This is a genomic window from Streptomyces nogalater, from assembly GCF_039532885.1.
Classification (GTDB): domain Bacteria; phylum Actinomycetota; class Actinomycetes; order Streptomycetales; family Streptomycetaceae; genus Streptomyces; species Streptomyces nogalater.
In genome coordinates, this window is sequence record NZ_BAAASM010000004.1 from 112,406 (window position 1) to 129,380 (window position 16,975).

4 protein-coding genes (1 of these 4 only partly in view) are annotated in these 16,975 nt (G+C 74.5%); all 4 read left to right on the top strand.

Annotated features, from left to right (window positions below):
• Tightly spaced (each overlapping or abutting the next), the 4 genes in view from ABD350_RS05310 to ABD350_RS05325 form a layout consistent with a single transcriptional unit that may run on beyond the window.
• A protein-coding gene (locus tag ABD350_RS05310) for an SDR family NAD(P)-dependent oxidoreductase (RefSeq protein WP_344346565.1) crosses the window boundary here: on the top strand, window positions 1-14,497 show its 3' portion. The gene continues 7,655 nt to the left of window position 1, outside the view; only the last 14,497 of its 22,152 coding nucleotides appear in the window; the start codon falls outside the window, past its left edge; it ends in the stop codon at window positions 14,495-14,497.
• Window positions 14,497-15,486: an LnmK family bifunctional acyltransferase/decarboxylase gene (locus tag ABD350_RS05315; protein WP_344346566.1), complete on the top strand. Its 990-nt coding sequence runs from the start codon at window positions 14,497-14,499 to the stop codon at window positions 15,484-15,486. The genes ABD350_RS05310 and ABD350_RS05315 overlap by 1 nt, the downstream gene beginning before the upstream one ends.
• Window positions 15,470-15,733 carry an acyl carrier protein gene (locus tag ABD350_RS05320; RefSeq protein WP_344346567.1) on the top strand — a complete coding sequence of 88 codons (264 nt, stop codon included), beginning with the start codon at window positions 15,470-15,472 and terminating at the stop codon, window positions 15,731-15,733. Before ABD350_RS05315 ends, ABD350_RS05320 begins: the two co-directional genes overlap by 17 nt.
• Window positions 15,730-16,968 (top strand): hydroxymethylglutaryl-CoA synthase family protein, encoded by a 1,239-nt coding sequence (locus ABD350_RS05325; RefSeq protein WP_344346568.1) that lies wholly within the window; start codon window positions 15,730-15,732, stop codon window positions 16,966-16,968. Before ABD350_RS05320 ends, ABD350_RS05325 begins: the two co-directional genes overlap by 4 nt.
• Window positions 16,969-16,975 lie beyond the last annotated feature (7 nt).

Consider the following 16,975-nt stretch of genomic DNA (forward strand, 5'->3'; position numbering starts at 1 on the left):
CGCCAACGGTGTCCGGGTCGGCACGGTCAGCAGCTTCGGCTTCAGCGGCACCAACTGCCACGTGGTGCTCGCCGAACCGCCCGCCCGCCCCGCGCCGGAGCGCCGGCCGGAGACGGCCCGCCACCTGGTCCCGCTGTCGGCCCGTACGCCCGGGGAGCTCGCCCGGGTCGCCGCGGACCTCGCGGAGGCATTGGAGCGCGACCCCGCGCCGGCACCCGCCGACATCGCCTACACCCGCGCACTGGGCCGCACCCACCTGCCGGTCCGCGCCGCGCTGCTCACCGGCGGGCGCGAGGAACTCGGCGAACAGCTCCGGAAGCTGGCCGCGAACCAGGAGAGCCCCGGCTGCTACCTCGCGGACTCCACGGGCCTGGAGGAGGCCGCCGGCTCGGACGACCCGCTGGTGCGGGCGGCCGCCGTGTACGTCCGAGGGGGCACTCCCGACTGGGCGGCGCTCACGGCCGGAGGCCGGCGGGTGACGGTGCCGACGTACCGCTTCGCGCAGGAGCACTACTGGGTCACCGGCCCGGCCGCCCCCGGCCACGTGGTACCGCCCGGCGTGGCGGACGACAGCCCGCTCACGGCTCCGACGCCGCGGGCGGCCCGGGAGCCGGACCGGCCCGAGGCCCCGGGCGGCGGGGCCGACGGCACCGTGGTGGTGCGCCCCGAGGACCCGATCGCCACCGACCACCGGGTGGCCGGCCGTCCGCTGCTGCCCGGCACGGCGGCGCTCGCGCTGGCCACCGGCCTCGCCGGGCCGCCGTACCGGCTGTCCGCGGTGCGCTGGCTGCGGCCGTGCGAGCTGTCGGAGCCGCGCCGGCTGCGGCTGGCGGGGGAGGAGTCGGCGGCGGGCCGGTCGCTGAGGCTGGAGGCGGAGGGCGCGGACGGCCCGTACGTACGCGCCGGGTTCGCGGCGCTCACCGCCGAGGAGGCGGCCGGGTTCGCCGCCGAGCCGCCGCTCGACCCGGCGCTGACCGCCGACCGCTGCCCAGGCGCCTGGAGCGCCGACGCGCTGTACGGGGCGTTCGACGCCGCGGGCCTCGCCTACGGGCCGTCGTTCCGCCGCCTTGAGCACGTGCGGGTCGGCGACGGTGAGACGCTGGGCACGCTGCGACCCGCCGACGGACCAGCCGGGTGGCAGGACCTGGCAGCGGTGCTGGACGCCGGGCTGCAGGTGCTCGCCCCGCTGCTGGACGCGGACGGCCCGCGCGCGCTGCTGCCGTTCGCCGTGGACCGGGTGACGGTGCTGCGCTCACCCGGACTGGCCCGGTACTCGCACGCCCGGCGCACCGGCGGCGACCGGTTCACCGTGTCGCTGACCGACGGTTTTGGCGTGCTGTGCGTCCGGTTCGACGGCGTCTCGCTGCGTGCGGCGCCCCGCCCGGCGGCCGCCGCCGCGGCGGTGCCCGAGGGGCCGGGGATCTTCCGGCCGGCCTGGGAGGACGCCGGGCCCGCCCCGGCGGAGACCGCGGCCGGCGGCACGGTGCTGATCTGCCGCCCCGAGGCCGCCGGTGACCTCGCCCGCGCGCTGACGGACCATCACCGGGGCTCCGGAGTCCGCACGGTGGGCTACGACGACATCGACGCGGTGACCGAGGTCCCCGCCCTCGTCTACTTCCTCACCGACCCGGCGCCCGCCCACCGGCCGGAGCGGGACCGGAGCGTGCCGGCGCTGCTCCGGCTGGTCCGGCGGCTGCTGGCCCTCGGCGCGGCGCACACCCCGCTCGCCGTCCGCGCCGTCCTGTTCGGCGCGGTCGCGGCGACCGGCGGCGAACCGCTGCGGCCGCACGCGGCCGGGCTGCTCGGCCTGTGCGCCACCGCCGCCGCCGAGTACCCGCGCTGGACGGTCGGCTGCGTGGACGCCGGGACCACCCCGGCCGCCCCCGAGCGGCTGGCCGCGCTCCTCGCCCGGGAACCCGCCGCCGACCGGCTGATCGCGCTGCGCGACGGGCAGCGCCTGCGGCGCACCCTGTCGGCCGTCCGGCCGGCCGGCGGCGAACCGCCCTGGCGTGAGGGCGGTGCGTACGTGATCCTCGGCGGAGCGGGCGGCCTCGGCCGCACCCTCGCCCGCCACCTCGCCCGCACCCACCGGGCCCGGCTGGCGCTGATCGGCCGCCGCGAGCAGGACCCGGCGATCGACGCGCTGCTCGCGGAGATCACCGAACTCGGGGGCGAGGGAGTCTACTTGCGGGCCGACGCCGCCGACATGGCGCGGCTCGACCGGGCGGTGGCCGCCGCCCGGACCCGCTTCGGCACCCTGAACGGAGCCGTGCACGCCGCCCTCGACCTGCGGGACCGGACACTGCTGCACGCCGACGAGCAGACCCTCCACGAGGTACTCGCGCCCAAGGTGGCCGGCACCGCCGCGTTCGCCGACGCGCTGCGCCAGGACCCCCTCGACCTGCTGGTGGTGTTCTCCTCCGCGATCTCCTTCACCGACTCGGCGGGCCAGGCCGCGTACGCCGCGGCCAGCACCTTCCAGGACGCCTACGCCCAGTGGCTGGACGCGACGGTCCCGTACCCCGTGCACGTGCTCAACTGGGGCTTCTGGGGCAGCGTCGGGGCCGTCGCCTACGAGCGCTACGGCCAGCGGCTGGCCGCCTTCGGTGTCGGCTCCATCGAACCCGTCGAAGGGCTCGCCGCGCTCGACCGGGTGCTCGCCGCCGGCCTGCCGCAGGCCGTGGTGGTCAAGGCCGACCCGCGGGGCCTGGCCCGGCTCGGCGTGCGCGCCGAGACCGACGACCCGCTGGCCCGCGCCCGGGCCGGCTTCGCCGCACTGGACGTGGTGGCCGCCGACCTGCTCCGTGCGGTGTTCGCCGCCCTGCCGGAACTGCCGCCGCTGGAAGAGCCGTCGACGTTCGACGCGTTCGCGGACCGGCTCGGCGCAGGGGGCCGCAACCGCTTGGTGCTGCGCGCGGTGCTGCGGGTGCTGGAACGGGCCGGCGCGGCCACCCTGGACGGCGACGGCACGCTGACCTTCCGGCGTGCCCTGCTCGACCCGGCGCGGCTGCCGGCCGCCGAGTTCGCCGCCGCCCACCCCGCGATGGTGCCGCACCTGACGCTGCTCCAGGCCTGCGTCGCCGGTGTCCCCGGCATCCTGTCCGGCCGGGTCGCCGCCACCGAGGTGCTGTTCCCCAAGGGATCGCCCGCCCTTGTCGAACCGGTCTACGCCGACGGGCCGGGCGCCGAGTACTTCCACCGGCTGATGGCCGCCGAGGTGGTCGGCTCCGCGCAGCGGCTCACCGGCGGCGAGCGGCCGCTGCGGATCGTCGAGATCGGAGCCGGCACCGGCTCCGCCACCCGCCACGTGCTGGCCGCCTGCGCCGAGGCCGGCGTGCCGACCGCATACCGCTACACCGACATCTCGCCGGCCTTCCTGCGCCACGGCGAGGCCAACCACCGCGCACCCGGCATGCGTTACGAACTGCTGGACATCGAGCGCGACCCCGCCGCCCAGGGTTTCGAGCCGGGCTGCGCGGACATCGTGCTGGCCACCAATGTGCTGCACGCCACCAGGGACCTCGGCCGCACCCTGGCCCACGTCCGCACCCTGTTGCGGCCCGGCGGCGTGCTCGCCGTGAACGAGGTGACCGGCTCCTCCGAGTTCGTCACCCTCACCTTCGGTCTCACCGAGGGCTGGTGGCGTTTCGAGGACCCGCAGCGCCGTCTCCCGGACTCGGCGCTGCTCGGCCCCGCCCAGTGGCGTACCGGCCTCGCCGAGGCGGGATTCCGGGTGACGGGGGTGCGCGGCATCCCCGGCACCCCCGAGGACGAATGCGAGCAGTGCCTGGTGACGAGCGAACGGGAGTTGAACGTGACAGCCGAGCCGACATCGGCGCCGACCGCGGCCCAGGTCCGCGGCTACGTGCGGCAGATCTTCGCCGAGGTGCTGAAGTTCCGGGCCGCCGAACTGGACGACCACGCGACCTTCGAGACGTACGGGGTCGATTCGCTGGTCGGCCAGAACATCGTCTACCGGATGGAGCAGGACCTCGGAGCGCTGCCCGCCACCCTGCTCTTCGAGCAGCCGACCATCCAGCAGCTCGCCGACCACCTGTGCACCGACCGCGCCGAACCGCTGACCGCGCTGCTCTGCCCCGCCGCGGCGCCCGCCGAGGCCGCACCACCGGTACCGGCCGCCCCGGTCGTACACCCTGCACCGGACGCACACCCTGCCCCTGTCGTACACCCTGCCCAGGCCGCGCAGGCCGCGCAGGCCGCGCAGGCCGCCCCGGTCGCGCGGACGACGACGCCCGTGCCGGCGACGGCTCCCGTGCCGGTCGCGGAGCCGGCCCCGTCCCGCCCCGCGGCGCACGGCGAGGCCGCCGACGTCGCCGTGATCGCGGTCAGCGGACGCTACCCGGGCGCGCCGGACGTGGAGACCTTCTGGCGCAACCTGGAGGACGGCCGCGACGCCATCACCGAGGTCCCCGCCGACCGCTGGGACTGGCGGCCCACCTTCGACGCCCGGCGCGGCCGCAACGACCGCAGCTACAGCCGGTGGGGTGGATTCCTCGACGACATCGACAAGTTCGACCCCGCCTTCTTCAACATCCTGCCGCGCGACGCCGCCGACATCGACCCGCAGGAACGGCTGTTCCTGGAGACCTGCTGGGACCTGCTCGACCGGGCCGGCTACCTCGGCAGCTCCACCCATGAGACGATGACCGGGGTGTTCGCGGGTGTCATGTACGGCTCCTACGGACGGCTCGCCGCCACCGGCTGGGCACACGGCAAGCTCTCCGGCGCGCACTCCGCGTACTGGTCGGTGGCCAACCGGGTCTCCTACCACTTCGACTTCCAGGGCCCCAGCTTCGCCGTCGACTCCGCCTGCTCCTCCTCGCTGACGGCCGTCCACCTCGCCGTCGAGAGCCTGCGCCGCGGCGAGTGCCGGATGGCCGTCGCGGGCGGCGTCAACCTGATCCTGCACCCCGCGCACCACGTCTCGCTGTCCGCGCTCAACATGCTGGCAGGGGACGGCGCCTGCAAGGTCTTCGACGAACGCGCCGACGGTTTCGTACCCGGAGAAGGCGTCGGCGCGGTGCTGCTCAAGCCGCTCGCCGCCGCCGAACGCGACGGTGACGAGATCCTCGCCGTGATCAAGGGCAGCAGCGTCAACGCCGGTGGCAAGACCGGCGGTTACACGGTCCCCAACCCGCGGGCGCAGGCCGCGCTGATCGCCGATGCGGTGCGCCGCTCCGGCGTCGACCCGCGCACCATCGGCAGCCTGGAGGCCCACGGCACCGGCACCGCCCTCGGCGACCCGATCGAGATCGCCAGCCTCACCCGGGCCTTCGAGGAACTGGGCGCGGCCCCCGAGGAGTTCCGCTGCGCCGTCTCCTCCGTCAAGGCCGCCATCGGCCACCTGGAAGGCGCGGCCGGGATCGCCGGACTCACCCGCGCGCTCCTCCAGCTCCGGCACGGCCGGATCACCCGGTGCGTCAACCTGGAGAACGTCAACCCGAAGATCACCCTCGCCGGTTCGCCGTTCTACCTGCCGCGCGAGTCCGCCGCCTGGCCCGCGCCCGCCGACGGCTCCCCGCGCCGGGCCGGTGTCAGCGCCTTCGGCGCGGGCGGCGCCAACGCCCACGTGGTGCTGGAGGAATACCGTCCCGGCACCGCCCCCGCGACGCCCCGACAGCCGGTCGGTGAGCAGCTTTTCCTGCTCTCCGCGCGCACCCGGGGCCAGTTGGTCCGTTACGCCGAGCGGGTCGCCGAACTGCTCGCCACCCCCGAGGGCGCCGGGCTCCCGCTCGCCGCACTGGCCCGCACCAGCCAGACCGGGCGGCGCGAGATGGCCGAACGGCTCGCGGTCCGGGCCACGGACACCCCGCAACTCGCCGACCGGCTCCGTGACTTCGTCCGGGGAACGGAGAGCGACGCAGTGGTCGTGGGCAGCGTCGGCGGGGACTCCGGAGGCTGGTCGCTGCTCGACGACGAGGACGGCGCCGCGCTGGTCGCCACCATCCTGGCGAAACGGCAACTGTCCAAGCTGGCCCGGCTCTGGACGGCCGGCGTGCCCGTCGACTGGCAGGTCTGCTGGACCGGGCCGCACCCCCGCCGGGTCCAGCTGCCGCCCTACCCGTTCGAGCGCAGCCGCCACTGGCTGCCCGACTACACCGCCGAGCCACTCCCCGTGCCGGCGGCACCCGCCGCACCGGCCGGACCCGCCACCGTCTGCCGCTACCTGCGCCCGGTCTGGGAACCCGCCCCGCTCGCCCCCACCGCCGCCCCGCTCCCCCCGACGGTGCTGATCGTCGCGATGGACGAGGAACTCGGCGCCGAACTCGCCCGCCGACTCGACGGTCGCGGCACCCGCTCCATCCTGGTCCGCCCCGGCGCCGCCTTCGCCGCCACCGGCGAGAACCGGTACACCGTGGCCACCGGTGACCGCGAGGACCTGCGGCGCCTCGCCGCCCGGCTCGCCGGGACCGGCGAGCCGCCGAGCGCGGTCGTGGTCGCCGCCGGCGCCGCCGGGACCGACGGGACGGACCCGGACGCCGGATTCCTCCCCCTGCTGTGGTCCTGCGCCGCCCTGCTGGCGACCGCCCCCGCGGGCACCCCTCTGCGCGCCGTCTACGCCCACCGCGGAGCGCCGCAGGACGCCGCGCCCGAGCACACCGCCGTCGCCGCCGCACTGCGCACCCTCGCCATGGAGCACAGCGGCTTCACCGGCAGCTGTCTCGCGGTCGGCCCGGACGGGGACACCGCCGGACGGGTCCTCGCCGAGCTGACCGCGCCCGCCGCCGACGACCCGGTGGCCCAGGCCGGCTACCGGGACGGCACCCGGCTGCTGCGCCGGCTCGCCGAGTTCACCCCGGCCACCGGCGGCGAGGCCGCCGACCTCGCGCTCCGCCCCGGCGGCACCTACCTGATCACCGGCGGCAGCGGAGCCCTCGGCGTCCGGATCGCCGAGTTCATGGCCGTCCACGGCCGCCCCCTCAACCTGGTCCTGGTCACCCGCGGCGGGCCCGACCGCGCCGCCCGCGACCGCCTCGACGGGCTCGCCGGCAACGGCGTCACCGTGCACTGGGAGCGCGCCGACGTCACCGACGCCGAACAGGTCCGCCTGGTGGTCGAGGAGACCATCGACCTCTACGGCGCACTGCACGGCGTCATCCACGCCGCCGGGGTCGTGCACGACGGCCGCGCCGTCGGCAAGGAACGCGCCACGGTGGAGGCCGTGCTCGCGCCGAAGCTCGCCGTCGCCCACCTCGACGACGCGATCGGCGAGCGGCCGCTGGACTTCTTCGCCGTCTTCTCCTCGCTGGCCGGCGAGGTCGGCAACCTCGGCCAGGTCGACTACGCCTACGCCAACGCCTACCTGAACGGCTTCGCCGAGAACCGTGAACGCCTGCGCGCACGAGGTCTGCGCGACGGCCGCACCGTCGCCATCGCCTGGCCGCTGTGGAAGGACGGCGGCATGCGGGTCGACGACGCCACCCTCCGGCTGTACGCCCAGCGCTGGAACATGCTCCCGATGACCACCGAGACCGGCCTACGGGTGTTCTGCCAGGCCCTGGCCGGCGAGGAGCCGGTGCTGGTCGCCGTAGAGGGCGGGGCCCCCACGGCGCCCGAAGCCGCGGCCGCCCCCGCACAGGTGTCCGCCCCCGCACAGGTGTCCGCTCCGGCCCCGGCGCCCGTCTCCACGGCCGTCGACCCGGACCTCGCCGTGCGGGCCGAGCTGCGCCGGATCGCCGCCGGGTTCCTGCTGGTCGACGAGCACGAGGTCGACATGGACGCGGAGCTCCTGGACTCCGGCTTCGACTCGATCACGCTCACCCAGCTCTCGGTCGACGTCAACGAGATCTACGGCCTCGACCTGCTGCCCACCGTCCTGTTCGAGTGCCCGACCCTCGACGACTTCGCCCGCTACCTGGTGACCCACCACGCGGACGAGATATCCCGGACGGCCGGCCGGAAGACGGCTGCCGTCCCCGGGCCGGCGCCGGAGCCGGTCGCGCCCGCGGTGGTGGCGACGCCCCGGCCGGCCGCACCCACCACCACCGTCATCATCGAGCCGGAGCCGGAGCCGGAGCCGGAGCCTGAATCAAGGCCGGAACCTGAATCGAGGCCGGAACCTGGGCGGGGGCCGGAGCAGTTGTACGGCCCGGCGCCCATCGCGGTCGTCGGCATCGCCGGCCGACTGCCCGGCTCGGCCGACCTGGACGAGTTCTGGCGGCACCTCGCCGCCGGGGACCACCTCGTCGGACCCGTCCCCGCCGACCGCACCGACCTGCGGCAGGACCCGGAGACCCGGGACCTGCGCGGCGGGTTCCTGGAGAACATCGCCGACTTCGACGCCGCCTTCTTCGGGATCTCCGCCACGGAGGCGGGCCTGATGGACCCGCAGCAGCGGCTCTTCCTCGAAGTGGTGTGGCGGGCAGTGGAGAACGCGGGCTACCGGCCGTCCGCACTCGCCGGCAGCGCCACCGGCCTGTTCGCGGGAGTCTCCACCACCGACTACGACGACCTGATGCGCACCAACGGCGTCGCGGTCCAGGCGCACACCGCCACCGGCCTGTCGCACGCGGTGCTCGCCAACCGGATCTCCCGGCTGCTCGACCTGCGCGGCCCCAGCGAGGCGGTGGACACCGCGTGTTCGAGCGCGCTGGTGGCGATCCACCGGGCGGCCCGCGCGATCCTGGACGGTGACTGCGACGTCGCGATCGCCGGTGGTGTCAACGCGACGCTCAGCCCCGGCCTGTTCACCGCGTTCACCAAGTCCGGGATGCTCAGCCCCGACGGCCGGTGCAAGACCTTCGACGCCGCCGCCGACGGCTATGTGCGGGGCGAGGGCGCGGGCGCGGTGGTGCTCAAACGCCTCGACCGGGCACAGGCCGACGGCGACCACATCCACGGCGTGATCCGGGCCACCGCCGTCAACCACGGCGGCCGCTCCACCTCGCTCACCGCCCCCAACCCCGAGGCCCAGGCCCAGGTCCTGGTCCAGGCGTACCACCGGGCCGCGGTGTCACCGGACACCGTCAGCTACATCGAGGCGCACGGGACCGGCACCTCGCTCGGCGACCCGGTGGAGACGGAGGGCCTGAAGCGTGCCTTCGCCCAACTGTCCGCCGAAGCGGGCCTGCCGCCGGCGAGCCGGCCGCACATCGCGCTCGGCGCGGTGAAGACCAACATCGGCCACCTGGAAGCCGCGTCGGGCATCGCCGGCGTGCTGAAGACCCTGCTCGGCATGAAGCACCGTCAGCTGCCCGCCACCCTGCATCTCACCGAACTCAACCCGTATCTGCGCCTGGACGGCAGTCCCTTCTACGTCAACGACCGCACCGCGCCCTGGGAGGGTGTCGCCGACGGCACCGGCCGCACCGTCCGCCGGGCGGGCGTCAGCTCCTTCGGCTTCGGCGGCTCCAACGCCCACGTGGTGCTGGAGGAGTACCGCGACGAGAGCCCGGCACCCACCGGACTCCCGCCCGCCGCCGAGCTGTTCCCACTGTCCGCGCCGACCACGGCGGCCCTGCGCGACTACGCGGCGGCACTCGCCCGGCACCTGGCGGCCAACCCCGACGCCGAGCCCGCCCGGGTCGCCTGGACCCTGCAGACCGGACGCGACGCCTACGCCGAACGCGTGGTCCTCACGGCCGGCGACCGGGACCTGCTGCTGGCCCGGCTCGAAGCCGTCGCCCGGGGCGAGCGGATCGACGGGCCCCTCGCCCCGGCCGCCCGCGAGTGGCTCGACACCGGCCGGACCACGTGGGAGACCCACTGGCCCACCCCCCACCCGCGACGCCTACCGCTCCCCGGCTTCCCCCTCAACCCCGTACGCCACTGGTTCACCCCCCGCACCCCCACCCGGACATCCCCGGCGTCGACCACTCCCGTCCCGGCGTCGGCCGCGACTCCGGCACCCCTGGTGACCGCCGCCTCCGCCCCGGTGGCCCCGGTGACCGCCACTCCCGTCCCGGCGCCGGCCGCGACTCCGGCACCCCTGGTGACCGCCACCTCCGCCCCGGTGGCCCCGGTGACCGCCACCCCCGTCCCGGCGTCGGCCGCGACTCCGGTGCCTCCGATGTCCGCTGCCTCCGCCCCGGTGGCTCCGGCGGCCGCCGCCTCTGTCCCGGCGTCGGCCGCGACTTCGGTGCCCCAGGTGGCCGCCACCTCCGCCCCGGTGGCCCCAGCGGCCGCCGCCCCTGTCCCGGAGGGTCTGGTGACCACCGCGACTGCGGCGACCCCGGCGACCGTCGATTCTCCGGCCCGCACCGCCCTCCCGCTCCCGGCACCCGACACCACCCCGGCCCGCACCGCGGGCGGCAGGATCAAGCTGAGCGCGACCACGTCCACGACAGCAACTTCCACCCCGAACACGGCTCCCGCTCCCGCGCCCGCATCCGCTCCCGCACCCGTGTCCCCGACCCCGGCCTCCGTCCCGGCCCCGGCCCCCGCCCCATCTCCCGCCCCCGTCTCCACCTCAGCCCCCACCCCCACCCCCGTCCCGCCCCCTGCCCCAACCCCCGTAGGCATCCAGATGTCGGAGGCGGTTCGGGAGGAGGTCGCCGGGCTGATCCACTCGAGGCTGGCGGAGATCCTGGGGCTGGACCCGGCGACGATCCTGATGACGAGTTCGTTCGTCGACCTCGGCCTCGACTCGATCTTCCGGATGGAGCTGGTCCGCGGCCTCAACGACCGCTACGGCCTGGACCTCAAGGCGTCCGAGCTCTACGACCACGACAACGTCGAGCAGTTGACCTCCGCCGTGCTGGCCGCCATGGAGGAGGGGCCCGCCCCCGACCCGCAGCCGGCCCCGGCACAGACACAGGCACCGGTACAGACACCGGCACAGGCCCCGGCACCCGACCCCGTTCCCGCCGTCGCGTCGCCCGTCGACTCCGCGCTCGGTCCGCAGGAGCTGCTGGCCGAACTGATCTCGACGATCTCGGGCCGCACCCTGACCCCGGGTGTCGCGTTCGCCGACGACGGCCTGACGTCCTTCGACATGCTGCGCACCGTGAGCGCGCTGGAAAAGCGCTTCGGTGCCCAGCGCAAGACCCTGATGTTCGACCACCCGACGGTGTCCGCCCTGACCGAGCACCTGCTGGCCGAGTACGGCCCGGCGACAGCCGGCGGCCTGCGCGAGGCGCTGGCGTCGACGGCGGCCGGCCCGGAGCAGCCCACCGCCCCGGCGGAGTCCGCGGTGCGGCCGGAGCAGCCGGCCGGCGGCTGGACCGTCCTGCGCAAGCGGCGGCTGCCCCAGCTTCCGGAGCTGGCGGCGGTGGTCGCGGAGGTCGACGCGCGGTGGGCGAAGGAGGGCGGCCTGGCGGGGCGTGACATCGCGCCGCTGATGTTCCTCGGCGCCGAGCGGGAGGGATACTTCAACTTCTCCCGGAAGGGCGGGGTGCTGTTCGCGTGGAGCTACGTCGGCTCGCGCGAGTACTTCCCGAAGCTGATCGAGCAGTACGTCGCCTACGCGGACCGGCACGGCCTGCAGCCCAACTTCCTCTCGGTGGAGCACATCGAGTCGGTGTCCGGCCGGCCATTCAGCGCCACCCCGTTCGGCGCCGTGCAGCGGCTGGACGATCTGAGCACCTTCACCATGGAGGGCTCCCGGATGCGCCGGCTGCGGTACATGGTGAACCGGTTCGCCGCGGCGGGGGTGTGCACCACCGAGGAGTACCAGGTGGGCAGCGATCCCGCGGTGGACCAGGAGATCGTGGCGATGATGAGCCGCTGGGGCGAGACCAAGCAGATGGTCAACCCGTACGTGGCGGTGGTCGGCGAGGAGATCGGCCGGGGCCAGCTCGCCGAGCGGCACCGGATGTTCCTCACCCGGGTGGACGGCGAGCTGGCCAGCGCGATCATCGTGACGAAGATCCCGTCGGAGTCCGGCTGGCTGCTCGACCTGGAGTTCTACCCGAAGGAGGCACCACTCGGCGGCCTGGAGTTCGCGATCGTCCGGATCATCGAGAAGCTGGCGGCCGAGGGCGTCGAGATCTTCAGCTTCGGCGCGAGCTTCGGCGTCAAGGCGGGCGGGTCCCCGAACTCCTCGCCCGAGGTGGAGAACGGCCTGGCCGAGCTGCGGTCGGTCGGCATCTTCGACGAGGGCAACTTCCAGTTCAAGAACAAGTTCCGCCCGACCAACTCGACGATCTACCTGTGCCAGCCGGACGACGAGCGGAGGAGCGCGGTCGCCGACGTGATCCTGATGATCGCCAACCCGGACCTGGACACCACCGCGCCGGAGGCCCTCGACGACATCCCGGCCGCGCCCGAAGCCCCGGCCCGGCCCGCCACACCCGCCACGCCCACTCCCGTCGCGCCCGAGCCCCTCGCGGCCCCCGCCGCACGGCCTCCGGTGCCCTCCGGGGCCGTCGCCCCGCAGCCGGCCGGCGGCGACTCGGCGTACGGCCGCAACCCGATCGCCCTGCCCACCTCTGCGGTGGAGTTCGACCTGATCACCGACTCGTGGGCCGAACTCGCCACCCCGGCGGTGACCGAGCGGATGGCCCGGCTGGCCGAGGCGGCGGCGGGCGTCGAGCTCGGGCCGGAAGGCCTGCCCCGAGTGCCGTGGCTGGACTTCGAGTGCGTGGTGCCGACCGCGTCGGGGCGGACCGCGGAGGCGTTGCTGTGCCGTTCGTGGCCGGGGATCCGGCAGGCGGTCGTACACAACGAGCTGTTCCCGACCCTGCTGATGAGCCTCGCCGACAACGGCTTCGAACCGGTCGCGCTGCCCGACTGCCGGCCCGTCACCCGGACCGGCCCGTTCCGGGACGTCGACCTGGCGGCCCTGCGACGGATCCTCGCGGAGCGGCCGGGCGGGGTGTCGATGATCTGCCTCGAACTCAGCGACAACGCCCAGGGCGGCTACCCGATCTCGCTGGCCAACCTGCGCGAGGTACGGCGGATCGCGGAGGCGGCCGGGGTCCCGCTGGTGCTGGACGCCACCCGGGCGCTGGAGAACGCGGCGTTCGTGGTGGAGCACGAGGAGGGCCAGCAGGGCCGGGGCATATGGAAGGTGACGGCGGACCTGCTGGCCACCGCCGACGCGGTGACGATGGGCCTGTCGAAGGACTTCGGCATCGACTTCGGCGGTCTGGTCGCCACCTCCCGCCCGGGCCTGGTCGAGCGGCTGCGGGAGCAGGTGTCGTCCCGCGGCCACCAGGTCAACCTGGCGGGCCGGCGGCAGATCGCGGCGGCCCTCGCCGACTCCGGCGGCGTCGCCGCGCAGGTGGGCCGGCGCCGGGCCGCGGTGAAGATGCTGTGGGGCCTGCTGTCGCGGGCGGGCCTGCCCGTGATCGGCCCGGCGGCCGGGCACTGTGTGCTGCTGGACACCGCCGCGATGAAGCAGTTCGAGGACTTCGAGCACCCGGTGCCCTCCTGCCTGGACTGGATCTTCGAGCACACCGGCGTCCGGGGCGGCCCGCACCTGGCCACCGGCGCGGGCGCGGCACCGCTGATCCGGCTGGCGGTCCCGGTCGGCACCGAGACCTCGGACATCCGGGAGATCGGCAAGCGACTGGCCCGGCTCCACCGTTCCGGTCCGGCGCCGGTCGAACTGATCCCGGTCGACCCGGCCGCGCCCCCGGCGCAGGCGGTGTTCCACACCGCGGCGGTGGTGCCGGAGGACATCAAGGCGGCGCTGCGTGAGGGCGTCCGCGCGCAGGACGACAACCTGGGCGTGCTGACCGACTTCGGCGCGCCGGTGGAGCACCGGATCGTCCGCATCCCGCAGGGCGGCGAGGTGGAGGCCTTCGTGGCGGGCAGCGGGCCGACGCTGCTGTTCATCCACCCCTTCAACATCGGGGCGGGTGTGTTCCGCCACCAGTTCGCCGAACTCTCCGACCGCTACCGGGTGGTGGTGCTGCACGCGCCGGGCGTCGGCCGTACCAACGCCTCCGCCGACCTGACCCTGCGCGGCCTCGCCGAAGTGCACCGGTCGGCGCTGCGCGAACTCGGCGCGACCGGGCCGGTGCACCTCGCGGGCGCCTCGTTCGGCGGCCTGACCGCGCAGACCTACGCGCTGGAGCACCCGGACGAGGTGGCCTCGCTGACCCTGATCTGCAGCTCCTACAAGTGCGCCAACCGGGTCGGCGAGGTCAACCGCCTGGACGTGGTGCTGCGGGAGGACTTCGACAGGATCGCCGCCGACGGCGCGGGTACCCCCGACGAGCAGCGGCGCCGACAGCTGGAGGGAGTGCTGCTGCGCTCCGAGAGCATGGACCCGCAGACCGGACTGCGCTATCTGGACGTGTTCGCCACCGAACCGGACATGCTGTCCCGGCTGCCCCTGATCGCGGTGCCGACGCTGGTCGTCCAGGGCCGCTACGACTCGGTGATCCCGCGGAAGACCGCGCACCTGCTGCACGGCGCGATCGCCGACTCCCGGTACGCGGAGATCGACGAGGCCGGTCACTTCCCGGCGCTCACCCAGCCGGAGGCCTTCAACTCCGTCCTCACCGCGTTCCTCTCCGAGCACGATCCCGAGCACGATGCCGAGCGCGGCCCCGAGCGGGACGCCGACCACGATGGAGGGCAGCAGTGATGCCCGGAACCGACAACGCGCTGCTGCGGCCCGAGGTATGGCGCGCCCCCGACGGCTCGGTCGGCCGGCTGGTCACCGTCAAACCCGGGATGTGCGGGCACAACTCGCTCTTCGTCGGCCAGGTCGGCGACTGGACCTGGGAGACCGTCAGCGAGGTCTGCGGCACCGACGCGTTCAACGCGGTCGACGACCGGGGCCGGCCCACCTACCTCTCCTTCTACTACTTCCGGGTCCGCTCCGGCGGGCGGCTGCACCCGGGCGGGCTGACCTTCGGCGACCGGATCGAGACCACCTCGCGGGTCTTCGGCTTCGGCAGCGAGTCGGTGCTGACCCTGCACCGGATCCGCCGGGTGCCGCCGGGGGCCGAACCGGAGCCCGGACAGGGCCTGGAACCGGACGAGTTCTTCGCCGCCCGGCAGCCCGACTGCCTGTACGTGCAGAACTTCAACCGCTGGGTGACGCGCAGCCACGCCGGCAGCAACGAGGGTCTGATCAGCTCCGCGCCGGCCGACTTCCGGCACGCCCACCTGCCGCGGCTGCCCGCCGCCCACTCGCCGCGGGCCGCGTACGGGGCGGCCCGGGCCCACGGGACCTTCCACGACCCGGCGGACCCGGAGTGGGAGGAACTGGTGGCCGCGGACGAGGTGGAGTACCCGATCGACATCACCCGGGACATCAACGGGGTCGGACTGCTGTACTTCGCCTCGTACTTCTCCATCATCGACGGCGCCATGCTCAAAATGTGGCGGAACCAGGGCCGCACCGGCCGTAGATTCCTCGACCGAACGGTGCTGGATCACCAGCTCTGCTACCTCGGCAACGCCGACGCCGACTCGGTGCTGCGGATCCGGCTGCGCTCCTGGCGGCGCCGGGACGACCCGGCCGAGGAACGCTGGAACGCGGTGGTCGAGGACGCCGCGAGCGACCGCCGCCTGGCGGTCTGCACCCTGCACGTACGACTGGAGGGCTCGAATGCCGCAGCGCAGTGACACCGACCGCGCCGGAGTGGCCCGCCTGGTGCACGAGACCGTCACCGCCATCCTGCCGCAGGTCCCGGCCGAGCAGATCACCGGCGACAAGCACCTCAAGGACCTCGGCGCGGACTCGGTGGACCGGGTGGAGATCATCATGGCGCTGATCGACGCGCTCGGAGTACGCGAGCCGATGGCCCGCTTCAGCACCGTGCCCGACATCGACGCCCTGATCGACTTCCTGGTGGAGGTGAAACAGCGATGACCGCACGGATCGGCATCGAGGCGCTGAACGTCCACGCCGGCCTCGCCCAGCTGACCACCGCCGAACTGTTCGAGGGCCGGGGCCTGGACCCGGAGCGGATCGGCCACCTGATGATGTCCGCCCGCTCCATCGCCCTGCCCTGCGAGGACCCGATCACCAACGCCGTCAACGCGGCGGCCCCGATCGTCGGCCGGCTCGCCCCGCAGGACAAGGAGCGGATCGAACTGATCCTCACCTCCAGCGAGTCCGGCGTCGACTACAGCAAGTCCATCGCCTCCTACGTCCACGAGTACCTGGGTCTCAGCCGCACGTGCCGGGTGATGGAGGTCAAGCAGGCCTGCTACGCCGCCACCGGCGCCCTGCAGATCGCCGCCGGCTACCTGGCCTCGGGTGTCTCCCCGGGAGCCAAGGCGCTGGTGATCGCCACCGACGTGTCGATGGTCGACGCCCGGGCCGGCTACGCCGAACCCGCCACCGGCACCGGCGCCGCCGCCATGCTGCTCGGCGACGATCCACGGGTCCTCGCCCTCGACCTCGGCGCGTTCGGCGCGCACAGCTACGAGACCATGGACTCGGCCCGGCCGATGCCGGACTACGACATCGCCGACGTCGACGGCTCCCTGTTCACCTACCTGGACTGCCTGTCCAACAGCTTCGCCGACTACTGCGGCAAGGTCGCCGACGTCGACCTGGGCACCACCTTCGACCAACTCGCCCTGCACACCCCCTTCGCGGGCCTGGTCAAGGCCGGGCACCGCAAACTGATGCGGGAACAGGCCCGGGCCGCCCCGGACGCCATCGAGGCGGACTTCGCCGCCCGGGTGTCGCCCTCGCTGGTCTACCCCAGCCGGGTCGGCAACCTCTGCTCCGGCTCCGTCTACCTGGCCCTGGCCAGCCTCATCGACAACGCCCCCTACCAGGGCACCGCCCGGGTCGGCCTGTTCTCGTACGGCTCGGGCTGCGCCTCCGAGTTCTTCAGCGGAGTCATCGACGAGGGTTCCCGCGCCGCGCTCGCCGTTATGGACATCGCCGGCCGGCTGAACGCCCGGGTGCCGCTGGACTTCGCCGAGTACACCGAGCTGCTCGCCGAGAACAGCCGCTGTCTGGTCCCGGTCGCGGACCGCAAGATCGAGGTCGAGCGCTACCGGCGCTTCCTCGACGCCCGTCCCGGCCGGGAGCCGCTGCTGGCGTACCGCGGCACCGAGGGCTACCACCGCACCTACGAGTGGGTCTAGGAGAACC